At 36.8% G+C, this 17,465-nt stretch carries 17 protein-coding genes and 1 other annotated feature; of the genes, 4 read left to right on the top strand and 13 right to left on the bottom strand.

Features of this window, described 5'->3' with window-relative positions; translation table 11 throughout:
- Positions 1-8: 8 nt before the first annotated feature.
- From IGL90_RS06095 to IGL90_RS06050, 10 genes are all read right to left on the bottom strand, one after another.
- Positions 9-419: a hypothetical protein gene (locus IGL90_RS06095; RefSeq protein WP_048737241.1), complete on the bottom strand. Its 411-nt coding sequence runs from the start codon at positions 417-419 to the stop codon at positions 9-11.
- Between the two features lie 74 nt (positions 420-493).
- Entirely contained in the window at positions 494-1,129 is a 636-nt protein-coding gene (locus IGL90_RS06090; RefSeq protein ID WP_048737243.1) for a V-type ATP synthase subunit D, read from the bottom strand.
- Between the two features lie 4 nt (positions 1,130-1,133).
- Positions 1,134-2,510: a V-type ATP synthase subunit B gene (locus tag IGL90_RS06085; protein ID WP_002357674.1), complete on the bottom strand. Its 1,377-nt coding sequence runs from the start codon at positions 2,508-2,510 to the stop codon at positions 1,134-1,136.
- Complete coding sequence (locus IGL90_RS06080) at positions 2,503-4,284, bottom strand: V-type ATP synthase subunit A (protein ID WP_048737245.1); 1,782 nt, start codon at positions 4,282-4,284, stop codon at positions 2,503-2,505. The genes IGL90_RS06085 and IGL90_RS06080 overlap by 8 nt, the downstream gene beginning before the upstream one ends.
- A gap of 17 nt (positions 4,285-4,301) precedes the next feature.
- Positions 4,302-4,613, bottom strand: a complete 312-nt coding sequence (locus tag IGL90_RS06075; protein ID WP_002357676.1) for a V-type ATP synthase subunit F — start codon at positions 4,611-4,613, stop codon at positions 4,302-4,304.
- On the bottom strand, positions 4,603-5,604 hold the full coding sequence (locus IGL90_RS06070) for a V-type ATPase subunit (protein WP_002369446.1): 1,002 nt from the start codon (positions 5,602-5,604) through the stop codon (positions 4,603-4,605). Before IGL90_RS06070 ends, IGL90_RS06075 begins: the two co-directional genes overlap by 11 nt.
- Before the next feature lie 16 nt (positions 5,605-5,620).
- Positions 5,621-6,202: a V-type ATP synthase subunit E gene (locus IGL90_RS06065; protein ID WP_002365627.1), complete on the bottom strand. Its 582-nt coding sequence runs from the start codon at positions 6,200-6,202 to the stop codon at positions 5,621-5,623.
- Between the two features lie 16 nt (positions 6,203-6,218).
- Positions 6,219-6,692: a V-type ATP synthase subunit K gene (locus IGL90_RS06060; RefSeq protein WP_002363905.1), complete on the bottom strand. Its 474-nt coding sequence runs from the start codon at positions 6,690-6,692 to the stop codon at positions 6,219-6,221.
- A 27-nt stretch (positions 6,693-6,719) separates the two neighbouring features.
- Positions 6,720-8,699, bottom strand: coding sequence for a V-type ATP synthase subunit I (locus IGL90_RS06055; protein WP_002379422.1), 1,980 nt, complete (start codon positions 8,697-8,699; stop codon positions 6,720-6,722).
- Positions 8,689-9,012, bottom strand: a complete 324-nt coding sequence (locus IGL90_RS06050; protein WP_002381927.1) for a V-type ATPase subunit F — start codon at positions 9,010-9,012, stop codon at positions 8,689-8,691. Before IGL90_RS06050 ends, IGL90_RS06055 begins: the two co-directional genes overlap by 11 nt.
- Before the next feature lie 116 nt (positions 9,013-9,128).
- Positions 9,129-9,176 (bottom strand) — a sequence feature (sodium ion sensor (DUF1646 type); this cis-regulatory element may regulate processes involved in with the transportation of sodium ions).
- A 207-nt stretch (positions 9,177-9,383) separates the two neighbouring features.
- On the opposite strand from IGL90_RS06050, the gene nrdI reads away from it, so the two are divergent.
- Together nrdI and IGL90_RS06040 are read left to right on the top strand one after the other, a co-directional pair.
- Positions 9,384-9,827 (top strand): class Ib ribonucleoside-diphosphate reductase assembly flavoprotein NrdI, encoded by a 444-nt coding sequence (gene nrdI / locus IGL90_RS06045; RefSeq protein ID WP_002382293.1) that lies wholly within the window; start codon positions 9,384-9,386, stop codon positions 9,825-9,827.
- Positions 9,828-9,885: 58 nt separating this feature from the next.
- Complete coding sequence (locus tag IGL90_RS06040) at positions 9,886-10,065, top strand: hypothetical protein (RefSeq protein WP_002357684.1); 180 nt, start codon at positions 9,886-9,888, stop codon at positions 10,063-10,065.
- A 65-nt stretch (positions 10,066-10,130) separates the two neighbouring features.
- On the opposite strand, the gene IGL90_RS06035 is transcribed toward IGL90_RS06040, so the two are convergent.
- The gene (locus IGL90_RS06035) at positions 10,131-11,480 is read right to left on the bottom strand and encodes a glucose-6-phosphate isomerase (RefSeq protein WP_002357685.1); all 1,350 of its coding nucleotides are present in this window, start codon (positions 11,478-11,480) and stop codon (positions 10,131-10,133) included.
- Between the two features lie 181 nt (positions 11,481-11,661).
- On the bottom strand, positions 11,662-13,008 hold the full coding sequence (gdhA, locus tag IGL90_RS06030) for an NADP-specific glutamate dehydrogenase (RefSeq protein ID WP_002379420.1): 1,347 nt from the start codon (positions 13,006-13,008) through the stop codon (positions 11,662-11,664).
- Between the two features lie 239 nt (positions 13,009-13,247).
- Between gdhA and IGL90_RS06025 the strand changes: the two genes are divergently transcribed.
- Both IGL90_RS06025 and IGL90_RS06020 read left to right on the top strand, forming a co-directional pair.
- Positions 13,248-14,306, top strand: a complete 1,059-nt coding sequence (locus IGL90_RS06025) for a type I restriction endonuclease (RefSeq protein WP_002357690.1) — start codon at positions 13,248-13,250, stop codon at positions 14,304-14,306.
- 122 nt (positions 14,307-14,428) lie between these two features.
- Entirely contained in the window at positions 14,429-15,715 is a 1,287-nt protein-coding gene (locus IGL90_RS06020; RefSeq protein ID WP_002374922.1) for an NAD(P)/FAD-dependent oxidoreductase, read from the top strand.
- A gap of 40 nt (positions 15,716-15,755) precedes the next feature.
- Here IGL90_RS06020 and abc-f read toward each other — a convergent pair whose 3' ends face one another.
- Positions 15,756-17,222: a ribosomal protection-like ABC-F family protein gene (abc-f, locus tag IGL90_RS06015; RefSeq protein WP_048737257.1), complete on the bottom strand. Its 1,467-nt coding sequence runs from the start codon at positions 17,220-17,222 to the stop codon at positions 15,756-15,758.
- Positions 17,223-17,465 lie beyond the last annotated feature (243 nt).

The following is a 17,465-nucleotide window of genomic DNA, read 5'->3' as shown; positions in this document are numbered from 1 at the left end:
GTATTTTTTTATTGTTTGTTATCATTATCCATTTGTACAGACAACAACTTCGTAAAACGTTCTGCCAACATTTGGTGGGCATCAATTTTTTTGGTTCCTTGTGCTTTTGTTGCAAAACTAGCAAAGTTTAAGCCAGCCCCAAATAGTTGTAACGCACCGTTGCCTAAATCTCCCTTTTTAAGAGCTTCAAGCCCATCTTCGATAAATTGGTTACTTTCATCTAAATGACACTCAGGAAGATATTTCACGCCGTGATGATATCGTTTTACATTCAGAATGATTTGCTTCGCGGCTTCTTCTGAAATAGCCGCTCCCAAGTTTAACAGTAGCTCATTGATTGGTTCCACCAAGTGAGCATAGTCACTTTCGTATTTTTGACAATTCAGTGCAATCGCTTTGCGGCGTTCTTCATTTTTCATTTTTTCCACTCCCTTTTTTATTAAAAACGAGCACGAAAGCTACCAACTGGCTTCGCACTCGTTCTTTCTAACCATTAATTTTCTTTGTTCATGCTTTTAATTTTAATTAGACGTGTAATTTCGCCACGTTCATTTTCTTCTAATTTCATTTGAATGTAGTAAATTGTTTCTTCTAATTGTGGAATCGTCATATACTCTAAGGCGTTGACACGACGACGCGTTTTTTCAATTTCTTTTGATAATAATTGGCACGTCTTTTCAACATTTGCAAGTGCTAATAATTTCGGTAAAATGCTTGAAATTTTAGCAAAAGCTTGATCAAGCTCGCTGTTTGAATTCACGTAGCCATAATCTAAGGGTGCTTCTTGAACCGATTCATCGTAATCAAAAATCATTTTAGGAACTGGCACACTTAAGATGTTCTGTTCAATAATTTCTAATTCAACTTTTTCGGCTGGAATTACCACTAACTCTTCAATAAAGGCTTCGTTCAACGTTGCGTTTGCCAATACAAAATTTGATAACGCATCCGTCACTTCTTGTTCAACCTGAATACGTAACTCATTGTTTTCTTTGACTAGCGCAATAAACCGTCGCATCAATTCATCTTGTTTGTCTTTCAGCAACTTATGACCTCTCGTGGCCGTAGTTAACTGTTTTTTCAATCGGGAAAGTTCCATACGGGTTGGATTAACATTTAATCGAGCCATTTTTCTACTTCCCTTCAGTTAAATATTGATCGAGCATATCCTCTTTAATTCGTTTTAGTTCTGTTCTCGGTAGCATACTTAATAGTTCCCACCCAAGATCTAACGTTTCTTCAATCGAACGGTTTGTATCGAATCCTTGATTGACATATTCTTCTTCAAAACGTTGGGCAAAAGCTGCGTAAATTTTATCGACATCGGAAAGAGCTGATTCTCCTAAAATGACAGCTAATTCTTTGGCTTGTTTCCCTTGTGCATAGGCTGAGAACAATTGATTCATCGTCGCTGCATGATCCCCGCGCGTTTTGCCTTCACCAGTTCCTTTGTCTTTAAGACGGGAAAGTGATGGCAAGACATCAATTGGTGGTTGGATACCGCTCTTATATAGTTCCCGGGACAAGATAATTTGCCCTTCTGTAATATAGCCAGTTAAATCGGGAATTGGATGTGTTTTATCCTCCTCTGGCATTGTTAAAATAGGAATCTGTGTTACGGAACCTTTTGAGCCACGAATTCGTCCTGCCCGTTCATACAACGTTGCTAAGTTCGTGTAAAGATAACCTGGGTAACCACGACGTCCTGGAACTTCACGGCGTGCTGCTGAAATTTCCCGTAACGCTTCGCAATAATTGGTCATATCCGTCATGATAACTAAGACATGCATGCCCTTTTCATAAGCTAAATATTCAGCGGCTGTCAAAGCCATTCTAGGCGTTGCAATCCGTTCAATGGCTGGATCATTCGCTAAGTTCATAAACAAGACTGAACGATCAATTGCGCCTGTTTGACGGAAATCTTCCATAAAATATTCCGCTTCTTCAAAGGTAATCCCAATGGCCGCAAAAACTACGGCAAATTCTTCTTCACTATTTAACACGTTGGCTTGTCTGGCAATTTGTGCTGCTAATTCTTTATGAGGTAAGCCAGAAGCTGAAAAAACAGGTAATTTTTGACCACGAACTAAGGTATTTAAATGGTCAATCGCTGAAATCCCTGTTTGGATGAACTCATCGGGATAATCACGAGCAACTGGATTGATAACTTCGCCGTTAATATCTAATTTTTTCTCAGGTAATAATTCTGGTCCATTATCTTTTAAGCGACCTAAGCCGTCAAAAACGCGCCCCATCATATCTGGCGAAACCCCTAATTCTAAAGGATGTCCCAGAAAGCGAACTTTTGAATCACGAATATTGATGTTACTCGTTCCTTCAAAAATTTGGACCATCGCTTTATCTCCATTGATTTCTAAAACTTGCCCTTGGCGAATTTCGCCATTTTGCATGCGTACTTCAATTAATTCTTCGTACTTTACGCCTGCCACTTTTTCAACAATCATCAGAGGACCAACGACTTCATTGATTGTGCGATATTCTTTAATCATTCGTCATTCCTCCTTCAGCAATGATTTCTTTTATCGTTGTTTTAATTTCTGCTTGTAAACGATCCAATTTTTCTAATTCTTCTTCTGGTAAATACTTGCTACGAGCAATGCGATCACGGATTTCAACTGTTCCCGCCATTAACTCAGAGAAATAAGTGCCTAAACTTAAGGCTTTTTGACCTTCTTTACCAAAAGTTAGAATCAATTGCAACATTTTCGCTTGTTTGGTTCGAGAAGTGAACGTATCCACGTCATCAAAAGCATTTTGTTGCAAATAGTCTTCCCGTAATGATTTGGCTGTTTCCAACGTTAAACGGTCTTTATCCGACAAGGAATCAATCCCAACCAAACGAACAATTTCTTCCAATTGAGATTCCTCTTGTAAAATCCGCATCCCTTCAGCTACCATAGCGGCCCAGTTTCCTTGCAATTCCAAGTCTAAATATTGCCCTACTTCTGTGGAGTAAAGAGAATAACTTTGCAACCAGTTAATAGAAGGAAAATGACGTTTTTGTGCTAATTGAGAATCTAAGCCCCAGAATACTTTAACAACGCGTAACGTATTTTGTGTGACAGGTTCTGATATGTCCCCACCAGATGGCGAAACCGCACTAATCGCCGTAATGCTTCCTTCACGATGATCTTTTCCTAACGCGATGACTTGTCCTGCTCGTTCATAATATTCAGCTAAGCGACTACCTAAATAGGCTGGATAGCCTTCATCACCAGGCATTTCTTCTAACCGACCACTCATTTCTCGTAACGCTTCTGCCCAACGAGAAGTAGAATCCGCCATAATTGCGACTGAGTAACCCATATCACGGAAATATTCTGCAATGGTAATCCCTGTATAAATCGAGGCTTCCCGTGCCGCTACCGGCATATTTGACGTATTCGCAATTAAAATCGTCCGATTCATCAAAGACTCACCAGTTGTTGGATCAATTAATTCTGGAAATTCATTTAAAACATCTGTCATTTCATTCCCGCGTTCTCCACAACCAACGTAAACGACTAAATCGACATCGGCCCACTTGGCAATTTGGTGCTGAACGACTGTTTTTCCAGCGCCAAATGGTCCTGGAACTGCTGCCGCTCCGCCTTTCGTAATTGGGAAAAAGGTATCAATTACGCGTTGTCCGGTCACCATCGGTACTTTGGGACTTAGTTTTTCTAAAATGGGACGTCCCCGCCGAACGGGCCATTTTTGCATCATGCTAAAACTTTCCGTTCCTTTAGCCGTTTTCACTGAGTAAACTGTTTCATCAATGGCAAAGTCACCTGCTTTAATTTCGACAATCGTTCCTGAAACGCCGAAAGGCACCATAATTTTATGTTGAATAATCGGTGTTTCTTGAACCACACCGACGATGTCACCTGCCGACACTTCTTCACCAACTGCCACAGTCGGTTCAAACGTCCATTTTTTCTCACGATCTAATGCATCAATTTTAACGCCACGGCCTAAAAAGTTACTGTGGGTTACTTCTTGAAATGTATCCAATGGTCGTTGAATACCATCAAACATTTCGGCAATTAAACCTGGGGCTAATTCAACAGATAATGGTTCTCCTGTTGAAATAACTGGTTCTCCTGGTCCAATGCCTGTTGTTTCTTCATATACTTGAATCGAAGCGACGTCGCCTCGCATTTCAATAATCTCTCCGATAACGCCTAAATCTCCTACATGACAAATGTCTTGGATACTAGCATCTGACATGTTTTCAGCTAAAATCAAAGGACCTGAAACTTTGACAATTTTTCCAATTTGCACGCTCATTCTCCTTTGCATTATAAAATATTTTGTCCAATTGCTTTTTCAACATTTTTTTCAATCTCACTTAAACCGATTCCGATTGTACCATTATGACTTGGGATCAAAATAATCGCTGGTGTCACTTGTTCTTTGTATCGTTCAATCGTTTCTTCTGCTAAAGTAGAGGCTTCTTCCGTTATGAAAATGACCCCAAACTTATTTTTCGCCATAGTTTCAATGGCTTCTCTAACTTGCATTTCTGAAATGGCATGATGGACCTCAAAGCCAAACAGTTTAAATGGTAAGATTGAATTTTTGTCTCCAATGACACCAATTTTATACCCCATTGACTTTTCGCATCCTTTCTCGAATTTTTTCATTTGAAAACCCACTATGTTTTCCGACCAAAATTAAACGCAAATTTTTCCATTCAACTTCTTTCGCATTCAAAAAGGCTAGTAATGGGAGCGGCCCAAAAGCAACCGTCCGACCGTTTTCATACATTGAGGTCAGGTAATCATCTTTGAGTTTTTCAAAAGCCAATAAATTTAATTCATTGGTTTCTTTATTGATAATCTTTTCTAATAGTTGTCCGTAATTCGTTGTTCTGACAAATGCTGTAAATTCTACAAGTGACTTTTCCGCATAGGTCAACAGCTCTTTCTTTGAGAGACTGCCAGCGCTAGAAATCACGGTTGATAAAAAGTTGCTGTTTTGATGTTGAACAATCCCTCTAGCCATCGTTGATAGATTAGTTAAATCAATAAAAGCGATGACTTCCTTCGTTAACTCTTCATACCCCAATTCATCCGCTAATTTTCGCTGTTGCTGTAAAAATGCTCGATCATAAAGGATATCAATTGCTTGCGGCAAACCGCCTTCTTCCAGATAGGCAAAAACATCACGGATCACTTCTAATAATGCTGGTTCAAGTTCGGAAGAGTTTTTTGTATGAATGGCACTTTTGACTGTGTTTAGAGAATAACGACCATCTTCTAAATAAAGATAATCAAAATCTTTACCTGTTCGCTCAGCTTTCGTCAAAATTTTCAAGTTATGGAAGGTAAAACGCATCGTATACAACGTTACTACAGCTGGTTCTGGAGCCATTTCATATAACCAGCGATAAAGACTTCCCAGCGCTTCAGAAGAATGGTAGTCAAATTTTTCTTCAAAAGTTTCGGTTAAATAAGGTTGATAAACCGTACTTTTTAACATATTTTTAACGTCTTCAACTGTTTCCGCTTCTAAAAGTTGTTGAAACTGTTGCTCAGAAAGCAGCTCCGTTTCTTTTAAACGAATCAGCGGATTAATTTGATGATACGTTGGTTTTCTCATGCTACGTCCTCCCTTCTTAACTGAAAAGTTTTTCTGCTACTTTAAAGCCTTCTGTTTTTTGAATCTCTTCAACTAATGCTGAAAAGAGAAAATTATAATCCAAACCGTCTTTTGCAACGATAAAGCCACTTTCTTTTGGAACAACTTCCTCTGAAAGCTCCCATTGAACAGTAGCATCAGAAAGGGCGGTCAGCCATTCTTGCGTCACTTTCGTTTGAGAATACTCGCCTAAAAGAATGGTTGCTTTTCCTGTTAATTCAAGTGAACCTAATTGTGCTTTCATGAATTGTTGAAATTCTTCCGCTGACCATTCACTCATCTTTAAGACCACTTCGTCAAATAATTGGTTAAGATATGCTTGTTTTTTATTTAATGCATCCTGACGAATTTCTAGTGTTTGCCGTTGTTGGCGTTGTTTAAATTCTTTTAATAATTGTTGTTGTCGTTTTTCTATTTCATGTTCTTGCTTCAGCAAAATTTCTTGTTGTGCTGCTTGGAATTCTTGATCGATGCGCGTTTGTTCACTGGTGACATAGGCTTCGACTTCTTGCTTTCCTTGCTGCTTAATTTCACTGATGATTTTTTCAATGGCATCCATCCATCTGCCTCCTCAATTATTTGACGTTCAATACAAGTAAGAAGGAAATTACGAACCCTAAGATGGCATAAGTTTCAACCATGGCAGCATAGATAATTCCTTTTGTTGCATGTTCTGGTTTCTTCGCTAAAATTTGGATCCCCGCAGCGGCTACACGACCTTGGGCAATCCCAGAGAACAATCCTGCAAAAGCAATTGGTAAAGCTGCTACAAAATAGTTCAATCCTTGAACCATACTCATATCGTTTCCTAAGTTAATATAAATTAAGAAAGCAATAACAAAACCATATAGTCCTTGTGTACCTGGTAATAACTGTAAAATTAACGCTTGACCAAATTTTTCTGGCTGCTCCGTCGTTAAAGCTGCTGCTGCTTCCCCAGTAAAGCCAACCCCTTTGGCTGATCCAATCCCAGCAAAAATTGTCGCCATTGCCATTCCTAATACTGCAAAAACAATTCCACCATTATTATTAATTAAGTAATCCATCATCTCTATTTTCCTCCAATAAATAATTTTCTATTTTTTCTCAACATTGACATACTTTTCTTTTGTTTTTAGCGGATTAAACGCCCGGCCACCGCCTGTGTAAAATTTTCCAAAGAACTCAACATATTGCAAACGTGCGCCATGAACATAAGCACCTAATAACGATAAGAATATGTTTAACGCATGTAAAACAATTAACAGCAAGATGCCCACGCTAAAACGGGCAACTGGCGGCATGAACTCTACGAGCATATTAAACGCTGAAGCAATACTTCCCCCAGCAATTCCTAACGCCATCAAACGTGTATAACTAACTAAATCACCGACATAACCTGTCACACCGTATAGTCCATACAGTCCTTTGGCTAAGCCTTTTAATTTGGCCTTCGATTGAATCATTGGAATCACAATAATTGCAATGGCAGAAAGGCTAGCTAAAATCGCACCTGCTGTAAATAAGCCTTCATTTTTAACCACTAATTTACCAACGACTAACAATGCTAAACCAAACAAAATCCCTAACCAAGCGTAACTTTCGTTAATACTATCTAAATAGCGCTTTTGTTTTGATAACTGAATCCCATTAATCATTAAACCGACAACCAATTGGATAAACCCAAAAATAACCGATAAAATAAGAATCGTATTTACATCTTCGGTCGTTGATAAAATCGGAAATGGTGATTTGATTCCAAACATTATTGGCGGTAATGCTGCACCGAAAAACGAACCGTAAATGAAGCCCCAAATAATTGTTGGAAATGATAAAATCAAGAAAAAGTCGGCAAAACGTTTCATGCCTCTCGGTAAAACAAATGCTTTCAAAGCAATAATAGACAAGAGTAGCATCAGTAAGCCATAGCCAATATCCGCTACCATCATACCAAAAAAGACTAGATAAAACGGCATCATCGCAGGTGTCGGATCAACTTCTTCATATTTTGGTAAGCTATACATCTCTGTTAACATTTCAAACGGCTGCACCAATTTATTATTCGCTAGTTTAACTGGTATATCCGTCTCAATTTCCGCCTTCGTAGGATTTTCAAAAGTAAGAGCTATTTCGTCCTTAGGAACTTTTTCTTCAATCGCTGTCAAAATCTCGGCTTTTTCTTCGACTGGAATCCACGTTTGCAAGATGAAAAATGATGAAGCATTTAACAAATGTTGACGTGCTTGTTCTCTTTGGATAACCGCCAATAAGACTTCTTCAGCCAAGCAAAACGTTTCATAGAAATCATGATAAGAAGCCAGTTGTTGCTTTAAGGCTTTTTCTTCTTTTTGTAAAATTTCATATCGTTCTTTGACTTGTTGATATGCCTCTTTAGGCGGAACATCATAACGGTATTGGAGTGGTTCAAAGCTATATTGGTTTAATAACTCGGTTACACTCTGCTGATGTTCCTTCAGGTAAACGAGTGTAAAGTAACTATGATGCATACTTTGATAAATTTCTTCAAAATAAACCGTTGGCCATTGAGACAAAGCGCTCAAGAAACTGGCTTTATTGGCTAGATTTATCGAACCATGAACGACATAACTACTTTTTAACTGCTGTTTGTGCGGTAGAACATCCAGATATTGCCAGCGGCCTAATAATTCTTCTTCAGCTTCTAATCCTTGACGATCCGTTTGAATTTGTTTCAAAGATTCTTGAATATTCTTTAATTCCGTCAAATAGCTTTGTAATGTTTCTTCATCAAAGGTTTGTTCCAACTCTTCTAAGGTATAGACTTTTCTTTTTATCTTTAACCCTTTTCCTGAAGAGCGTGTCAAAAATAAAAGAAGCTCTTGCAATTGTTGTAGCATCGTTTCATATTTACGTAGCTGTTCAGTTGACTGTTCTGCTTGTAAAAAAGAATATTGACTCTTTAAGGCTTGTTCTTCTTCAGGCGAATGAAAAATCCGTTTTACTTCGACAATTTGCAAGCCTTGAATGGCTTGTAGAATTGCTGCTTCTTTTTCGGCAGCGGCAATTATTGTCATTTTTTCCATTTTACTAACTGCCATAAACGTCTTTCACCCTCTCAATAATTGAATCAATGACTTGTTCTTTGTTCGCTTCATAACGTTCGTGAAGCGCTTGTTCAGTGCGCTTTGTTTCATCTAAAAGTTGTTCTTTTTCAAGTTGTAACATCTTTTCTTGCGTTGCTAGTGAATCCGTCAGCACTTTTTCAACAGCTTCTTCACTCTCTTGACGTAGTTCAGCTAAACGTTCTTGCTTCTGTTCTTCATATAAACGACAATTCATCTTAGCTTGTTGCCGATGCTCTTCCACCGCATCTTCCGCTGCCTTGATTTGCTCTAGTACTTCTTGTACCATTGTCTCCACCTCCTTAGTTTTTACACCTTTAGCATATAAGAAAAAGGACTAGCGAAATAGAGATACGCTCAGCCCTTTTGTTTTAGGTATGCAAAAAGGCGCAAACTCAAAAATTGTTCTTCTCACCCCTTGAAGAACTGAATCCTTGAAGCTTTCGCCCAACCATTCTTTATTCAATACTCTACCATCTTAGCAAAGTTTTTCGCAAAATTCAATACTTACCCAAATGAATTAAAATAACAAATTTTCACTTTTATAATAGGTAATAAAAAGGCATTATTTTTTCGCTTTATAATTATTGATCTTGAATTTTTTTCACATAGATGTGCTATACTTACGTAAACAATTAAATTTATTTGGAGGGATCTCTGATGAATATACGATATATTTCAATCTCTGGTAATACACGCTCATTTGTTCAACGTTTAACAACTTATTCTGAAGAGCAACATCAGCACAACGAAAAAAATCCTACGATTACTTTCAAAGAAATTTCGGAAAATTCTCCGTTAGAAGTAGAAACAGAACCATTTTTTACCTTTGTGCCTACCTATTTAGATGGTGGCGATGGCATCAACAATGGCAATACCGAAATTTTAACAGAAGTCATGCGAGAATATCTTGCTTTTGAAAATAATTATCGTTATTGCTCTGGCGTGGTGGGCAGCGGCAATAAAAACTTTAACCACCAATACTGCCTGACAGCTAAACAGTATGCGGAACAATTTAACTTCCCCTTCTTAGCTGATTATGAATTAAGAGGTACCCAAGCGGATATTGAACGAATTTATGCTATTTTAAAGGAAAACCAATAAGCAAGTTTCATTACTAAAAAGCTCACCTATGATAGACTACATTTTGAGGTGAAGAAAAATGAGAAATACATGGTTAGCAGAACAACTTCAGTCAATCAGTGAAGAACCCAATTCTTTTATTATCGAGGAAACCATCAAATATATTGAACAATTAGAAGATGATAATGAAAGTCTTCAAGTTGCATTGGAAGGAACTATTTGGAGTCCTAAAAAATGGAACGAACCATTGGAAAAATAATTTAAACAGAAGAAAAGAGCCAGAAACGTAAGTGTTTCTGGCTCTTTTCTTCTGTTATTTACAAATTATAGACGTGCATTTAAATCTTTTGCTAATTCTTCAAAACCTGGTTTACCTAATAAAGCGAACATGTTGCGTTTGTAAGCTTCAACACCTGGTTGGTCAAATGGATTAACCCCATTTAAGTAACCTGAGATGCCCACTGCAATTTCGAAGAAGTACATAACATAACCTAATGAATAAGCATCCATTGTTGGCACTTTAACGATCATGTTTGGCACACCACCATCTGTGTGAGCAAGCAACGTACCTTCGAACGCTTTTGTATTGACGAAGTCAATTTCTTTTCCTTGTAAATAGCCTAGGCCATCTAAGTCTTCATTTTGTTCTGGAATTGAAATGCTATGGCGTGGATTTTCAATTTTAACCACTGTTTCAAATAAGTTACGCATACCTTCTTGAACATATTGACCCATGGAATGTAAGTCAGTTGAAAAGTCTGCGGCTGCTGGGAAAATACCTTTGCCATCTTTTCCTTCTGATTCACCGTATAATTGTTTCCACCATTCAGAGAAATAGTGCATGCCAGGCTCATAGTTAATTAACATTTCAGTTGTTTTGCCTTTGCGATATAAAATGTTACGTAACGCAGCATATTGATAGGCTTGGTTTTCTTTTAAGTCGCTCGTTGCGCCGTATTCTTTACGGGCATCATTTGCACCTTCCATTAAACGATCAATATCCGCACCGCTAACAGCGATTGGTAAAAGACCTACTGGCGTTAAAACAGTGAAACGGCCGCCCACATCATCAGGAATCACAAATGTTTCCCAACCTTCCGCATCAGCTTCAACTTTTACTGCTCCTTTAGCACGGTCAGTTGTCGCATAAATACGTTTATTGGCTTCTTCTTTGCCATATTTATTAATTAATAACTCTTTAAAGACGCGGAAAGCAATCGCTGGTTCTGTCGTAGTTCCAGATTTTGAAATAACGTTCACAGAAAAATCACGATCACCAATCACATTGATTAAATCAGCTAAATAAGTTGAGCTGATGCTATTTCCAGCAAAGAAGATTTGTGGCGCTTTCCGTTCTTCTTTGGATAATAGATTATTAAATGAATGTGTCAAAAATTCAATTGCTGCACGGGCACCTAAATATGAACCACCGATACCAATGACTACTAATACCTCAGAGTCAGATTGAATTTTTGCTGCTGCTTTTTTAATGCGCGCGAATTCTTCTTTGTCATAGTTTTCTGGTAAATCAATCCAGCCAGTAAAATCATTACCAGCTCCTGTACCTTCACGTAATGCTTTGTCCACTGCAGTGACTTGTGTTTGCATGTATTCCAATTCATGGTCAGCAACAAATGGTGCTAATTTGGAATAATCTAATTGAATGTGTGACATTCCTTTTCCTCCTCGAAAGTAAACTTACTACATGTATACTTTACGTGTTTTTAGACATTTTTTCAAGCAAATTCTTTTGGATAGACCAATTGTTTAATTTTAACTATTTAATTAGAGATATTTATTCTCTTAATCAAACAAATCAATAAAAAATGCTAGGAAATCCTAGCATTTTTTGTTATTAAACGAGTCCTTGACTTAGCATCGCTGCCGCTACTTTTTCAAAGCCAGCAATATTCGCACCTAAAACAAAGTTATCTCGTGCCTGATATTCGTTAGCTGTATCACGACAAGTCTCATAAATGTTTTGCATAATTTGATCTAGCATACCGTCAACTTTTTCAAAGGACCAAGCTAAACGTTCAGCATTTTGGCTCATCTCTAATGCAGAAACCGCAACACCACCTGCATTAGCGGCTTTGCCTGGACAATAAATTACAGCTGATTTAGCAAAAACGGCGACTGCTTCTAGTGTACAAGGCATATTTGCGCCTTCTGCCACGACTTTCACTCCGTTTTTCACTAAAATAGCGGCTTGCTTTTCGTTGATTTCATTTTGTGTTGCACATGGTAACGCAATGTCATACGCTGTTTCGAAATTCCAAACAGATTCTTTATCATAATAAGTTGCGCCTTTACGTGTTTCAACATATTTTGAAATGCGCTCACGATTTTTTTCTTTTAGTTCTTTTACTAACGCCACATCAATTCCTTCTGGATCATAGACAAAACCAGACGAATCGGAACATGTGATTACTGTGGCGCCTAGCTCAGTTGCTTTTTCCATGGCATAAATTGCGACATTCCCACTACCAGAAACAGCGACTTTTTTGCCTTCAAACGTATCGTTTTTATCTGCTAATAAATGTTTAACAAAATAAACCGTTCCATAACCCGTCGCTTCTGTTCTTGCTTGGCTTCCCCAGTATCCTAAAGGTTTGCCAGTCAACACTCCTGCATCATAGTTGCGCAAGCGTTTATACATGCCAAACAAATAACCAATTTCACGAGCGCCTACGCCAATATCGCCTGCTGGAACATCTGTGCTTGGACCAATATGTTTTTGAAGTTCGGTCATGAAACTTTGACAAAAGCGCATCACTTCAGCATCTGACTTACCTTTTGGATCAAAATCACTACCGCCTTTGCCGCCACCGATTGGCAAACCAGTTAAACTATTTTTAAAAATTTGTTCAAAGGCCAAAAACTTCATCACACTTAAATTCACACTTGGATGAAACCGCAAACCACCTTTGTATGGTCCAATCGCTGAATTATATTGGACACGATAGCCTCTGTTCACATGCCAATTGCCCTGGTCATCTTGCCACGGCACACGAAATTGAAAAATACGTTCAGGTTCAATCAAGACACCTAAAACATTTGCTTCAATGTATTGAGGATTTTTTTCTAAAAAACCTTCTACGGTTGGTAAAAACTCATCGACTGCTTGTAAATATTCTGTTTGACCTTGGTCTAATTGGTGAATTTTTTCTTGAATATTTTTAACATATTGTTTTGCGTCCATTTAATCATCCTCTCATTGTTATAGGTTTATTTTAACTGAAAATTCAAAAATTACCATAGTCAAACGTTTATTTTTTTATTTATTTCTTTTTTGCATTTTTATTGCGCTAATGAAAGCGTTGACATATTTTTGTAAAGTATGTAATATAAAATTAGTAAGCAAAGATAAAAATTTGTTGATATTTTGCATTAAATACACTCTTATACATCAAGATGTATTTAAAGAAAAGAGGAATATTTATGGAAATGGAAAAATTTAAAGATGATTTAAAATCGTTAGGTAAAAGAGTAACAAAATTAAAGGAAAATATTGCTACCGAAGAAGCAACCAAAACTTCTTTAATTATGCCCTTCTTTCAAATACTGGGTTATGACATTTTTAATCCTTTGGAATTCGTTCCAGAATTTACTGCTGATGTAGGGATTAAGAAAGGGGAAAAAGTAGATTATGCGATAGTAATTGATAGTATTCCTACTATGTTAATTGAAGCAAAATCTGTCAACGAGCAATTAACAAAACATGATTCTCAATTATTTAGATATTTTGGGACTACGACATCAAAATTTGGAATATTAACAAATGGTAAAGAATATAAATTTTTTACCGATTTGGAAGAACCCAACAAAATGGACGTCTCTCCATTTTTAACTATTGATATAACTAATTTGAAGGATACACAAATACCAGAAATTGCTAAATTCCATAAAGACACATTTGATATTGATAAAATTACAAGTAGCGCTTCTGAATTGAAATATTTAAATAAATTTAAAGCTTTCTTATCAGATCAGCTTTTAGACCCTTCAGAAGATTTTGTAAAATATTTTGTTGGAGAAATTTATGGCGGAGTAAAAACTAAACAAACATTAGATAAGTTTACACCTATAATAAAAAAAGGAATAAATCAATTTATCAATGAAAAAGTAAATGAAAAGTTAAGTGCTGCATTAAATACTTCTGTTTCGGACAAAGAAGATGATTTGTCTGAACAGCCTGAAGATGAAATCGAGAATAATATAGTTACTACTCCTGAAGAATTAGAAGTTTACACAATTTCTAAACTCATTTTAAAAGATACAGTAGTGTTGGATAGGATATTTTACCGAGATAATAAAAGTTACTTTAATGTACTCCTAGATAATAATATCAGAAAATGGATTTTAAGATTTTACATGAATAATAATGGTATGAAAATAGAACTAAACAACGGATTAAAAGAATTAATTTCAATCGAATCACCATTAGATGTGTCTAATCATTCAGAAAAAATAATAAAAATTGTAAACGAGTTCTTATAAAACTAAGGAGCCAGTTAGTAAATTTTCAATTAGCTGGTTCCTTAGTTTTATTTATTTTTTTCCTTAAATCCAGAAAAAATCCCGTAATTATGGTACACTACCTATTGAATTGGAGGAGAACTATGAAGAAATTTGATGTAATTATTGTCGGTGCTGGGACGAGCGGTATGATGGCCACGATTGCGGCCGCAGAAGCAGGCGCTCAAGTATTATTGATTGAAAAAAATCGCCGTGTTGGGAAAAAATTATTAATGACTGGTGGCGGCCGCTGTAATGTAACTAATAATCGGCCCGCAGAAGAAATCATTTCATTTATTCCTGGGAATGGAAAATTTTTATACAGCGCATTTTCACAATTTGATAACTATGATATCATGAACTTTTTTGAATCCAATGGTATTCACTTAAAAGAAGAAGATCACGGACGCATGTTCCCTGTCACAGATAAATCGAAGTCAATTGTTGATGCGCTATTTAACCGCATTAACGAATTAGGAGTCACTGTTTTTACAAAAACACAGGTCACAAAATTACTACGAAAAGACGATCAAATAATTGGCGTTGAAACCGAACTGGAAAAAATTTATGCACCGTGTGTTGTATTAACAACTGGCGGCCGCACTTATCCTTCCACAGGAGCAACTGGTGATGGCTATAAACTAGCCAAAAAAATGGGGCATACCATCAGCCCGCTCTACCCTACCGAATCGCCTATTATTTCTGAAGAACCTTTTATCCTTGATAAAACGTTGCAAGGTCTCTCTTTACAAGATGTTAATTTAACTGTTTTGAACCAAAAAGGAAAACCTTTAGTTAATCATCAAATGGATATGCTGTTTACACATTTTGGCATTTCAGGACCTGCCGCGCTCCGCTGTTCTAGTTTTATTAACCAAGAATTAACTCGCAACGGCAATCAACCTGTCACGGTAGCCTTGGATGTGTTTCCGACAAAATCTTTTGAAGAAGTGCTGAAAAACGTTGATTACATGATTGAGGAACAGCCAAATAAAGTGGCAAAAAATGCCTTTCATTCTTTAGTACCAGAACGGCTGCTCACTTTTTATCTAGAGAAACTAGCAATTGAAGAAGTGCCTGCCAAACAACTAACAGAAAAGCAACGTCTTTCCTTTGTGGAACTACTGAAAGACTTTCAGTTCACTGTTACGAAAACATTGCCTTTGGAAAAATCTTTTGTCACAGGCGGTGGGATTTCCCTCAAAGAAGTGACCCCTAAAACAATGGAGAGCAAATTAGTCAATGGTTTATTTTTTGCTGGTGAACTTTTAGATATTAATGGCTATACTGGAGGCTACAATGTTACAGCTGCATTTGTCACTGGACATGTTGCTGGCTCCCATGCCGCAGAAATTGCAGAATACACCTATTTACCAATTGAAGAAGTCTAAACAAAAAGTCGCTAAAATAGCGACTTTTTGTTTACTTTTTTTATTTATCAATAATTTTCCCGTTTTCTAAATAAATAGTGCGGGTGGCTACTTTTTCCACAAACGTTTCATCATGCGAGGTGAAAATTACTGTTCCTTGATAGGCACTTATAAATTCTTCAAGTGCTTGGATTGTCTCTAAATCAAGAAAATTGGTGGGTTCATCCAATAAGATGATATTATTTGGTTCTATAAATAATTGCGCCAAAGTAATTTTTATGGCTTCGCCACCACTTAGAGAAGATATCTTTGTCTGTAAATTTTCTTGTTGAAAACCTAGCCGATATAAAAGTGAACGCACAACCTTTTCAGAATAATTTGTCCGCTTCAATAAATAAGTCAACAGTGGTTCATCATTTTTTAATCGATAATCTAATTGATGATATGTTCCTAACCGGACTTTGGGAGAAAAGTAAATGGCTGGGTGACGAGCTTCAATTTGTTGAAGGAAGGTACTCTTCCCAGCACCATTTTTTCCACAAAGTGCTATTTTTTCGTTTAAAGGAATTTGAACGTTCACTTGGTTAAGAATTGTTCGATTCTCATAAGCGAAAGTTAAATTTTCAATTCTAATTGGATATGGATTGTATAAAGAGAACTGATTATTAGTAGGAAAAATAATTTTTCGCTCTTGTTTTGCTTGCGCAACATTGGGTAATCTGTCAATTCTGGCATTAATCGCTTTCGCTTGTTTTTGGAGTGCTTTTTGTACGGTATCTTTTTGTTTAGAACCAGCTAAACGACTAGGTTTAATTTGCTTTTGTTTTTGTTTTTTTGAAACATGACTAGATTTTTGCGCTTGTGCTTGTTTCTTTGTGTAAGATTCCTGTAATTTTTTCTTTTCCTTTTGATACTGATGATAGACATTATATCGTGTTTGCTGTTCCAATTCTTTTTGACGACAATAGGCATCGTAGTTTCCTAAATATTCTTTGACATGTCCATCCGAAACTTCCCAAATTTTCTCTGCTAATTGATTCAAGAAAAAGCGATCATGACTAACAAACAAAACGGTCCCATAATAATACGTTAAATCTGCCACTAACAACTGACGATGTTCTTTATCTAAATGTGTGGTTGGTTCATCTAAAATAACCCCGGTTGGATACTCTGAAAATAATGTTGCTAAGCGTTTTTGGACTTTTTCGCCACCACTTAGTTTTTGATTTTTCTGATTTAGCAAACAGTTTTTGTCAGTTTTCTCTGGTTCATTCGTTATTTCTTCAGCTACTTGTACCAAGTAATGAAAGTCGTTCAATCTTTGAACTTTTCCTTTGTCTGATTGAATCTTACCCATAATTAAATTGAGCAGTGTTGATTTTCCTGCGCCATTTTTACCAATAATCCCAATTTTTTCATTTTCATATACAAATAATTCATCAATTTCTAGAATTGTTTTTCCCGAAAAGTGAATACTTACTTCTTTCAGATGAATACTTAATTTTTTCATTTCGCCCTCTTCTTTCATTTCTGAAACGAAAGAATCTTGGGTACGCAAAAAAGGACAGCCTAATCGCTATCCTTGTAGTTTCGTATAAAAGTACACACGTCACCCATGAATTTTAATTTCAGACTTTTTGATAAGATTTATTCAATTTATTTTGTCAAAAAGTCAATCCAAATTCTGATAGATGCCAACATACAATTATACCTCCTCGTTTAATTACTCCCACATTAACACCTCTGCTTTCTTTTGTCAATTCTGACCCTA

The sequence above is a fragment of the Enterococcus sp. DIV1307a genome, assembly GCF_050537425.1.
In the GTDB taxonomy this organism is placed as follows: Bacteria; Bacillota; Bacilli; order Lactobacillales; family Enterococcaceae; genus Enterococcus; species Enterococcus faecalis.
This window is presented reverse-complemented; position numbering and strand designations above follow the sequence as displayed.

Bases quoted from the DNA above. Each gene is read 5' to 3' on its own strand.
- IGL90_RS06065 (WP_002365627.1), bottom strand. From the start codon at position 6,202: ATGGATGCCATTGAAAAAATCATCAGTGAAATTAAGCAGCAAGGAAAG.
- IGL90_RS06040 (WP_002357684.1), top strand. From the start codon at position 9,886: ATGAGAAATACATGGTTAGCAGAACAACTTCAGTCAATCAGTGAAGAA.
- IGL90_RS06060 (WP_002363905.1), bottom strand. From the start codon at position 6,692: ATGATGGATTACTTAATTAATAATAATGGTGGAATTGTTTTTGCAGTA.
- IGL90_RS06055 (WP_002379422.1), bottom strand. From the start codon at position 8,699: ATGGCAGTTAGTAAAATGGAAAAAATGACAATAATTGCCGCTGCCGAA.
- IGL90_RS06095 (WP_048737241.1), bottom strand. From the start codon at position 419: ATGAAAAATGAAGAACGCCGCAAAGCGATTGCACTGAATTGTCAAAAA.
- abc-f (WP_048737257.1), bottom strand. From the start codon at position 17,222: ATGAAAGAAGAGGGCGAAATGAAAAAATTAAGTATTCATCTGAAAGAA.
- IGL90_RS06020 (WP_002374922.1), top strand. From the start codon at position 14,429: ATGAAGAAATTTGATGTAATTATTGTCGGTGCTGGGACGAGCGGTATG.
- IGL90_RS06090 (WP_048737243.1), bottom strand. From the start codon at position 1,129: ATGGCTCGATTAAATGTTAATCCAACCCGTATGGAACTTTCCCGATTG.
- IGL90_RS06050 (WP_002381927.1), bottom strand. From the start codon at position 9,012: ATGGTACAAGAAGTACTAGAGCAAATCAAGGCAGCGGAAGATGCGGTG.
- IGL90_RS06035 (WP_002357685.1), bottom strand. From the start codon at position 11,480: ATGTCACACATTCAATTAGATTATTCCAAATTAGCACCATTTGTTGCT.
- IGL90_RS06075 (WP_002357676.1), bottom strand. From the start codon at position 4,613: ATGGGGTATAAAATTGGTGTCATTGGAGACAAAAATTCAATCTTACCA.
- IGL90_RS06070 (WP_002369446.1), bottom strand. From the start codon at position 5,604: ATGAGAAAACCAACGTATCATCAAATTAATCCGCTGATTCGTTTAAAA.
- IGL90_RS06025 (WP_002357690.1), top strand. From the start codon at position 13,248: ATGGAAATGGAAAAATTTAAAGATGATTTAAAATCGTTAGGTAAAAGA.
- gdhA (WP_002379420.1), bottom strand. From the start codon at position 13,008: ATGGACGCAAAACAATATGTTAAAAATATTCAAGAAAAAATTCACCAA.
- IGL90_RS06085 (WP_002357674.1), bottom strand. From the start codon at position 2,510: ATGATTAAAGAATATCGCACAATCAATGAAGTCGTTGGTCCTCTGATG.
- nrdI (WP_002382293.1), top strand. From the start codon at position 9,384: ATGAATATACGATATATTTCAATCTCTGGTAATACACGCTCATTTGTT.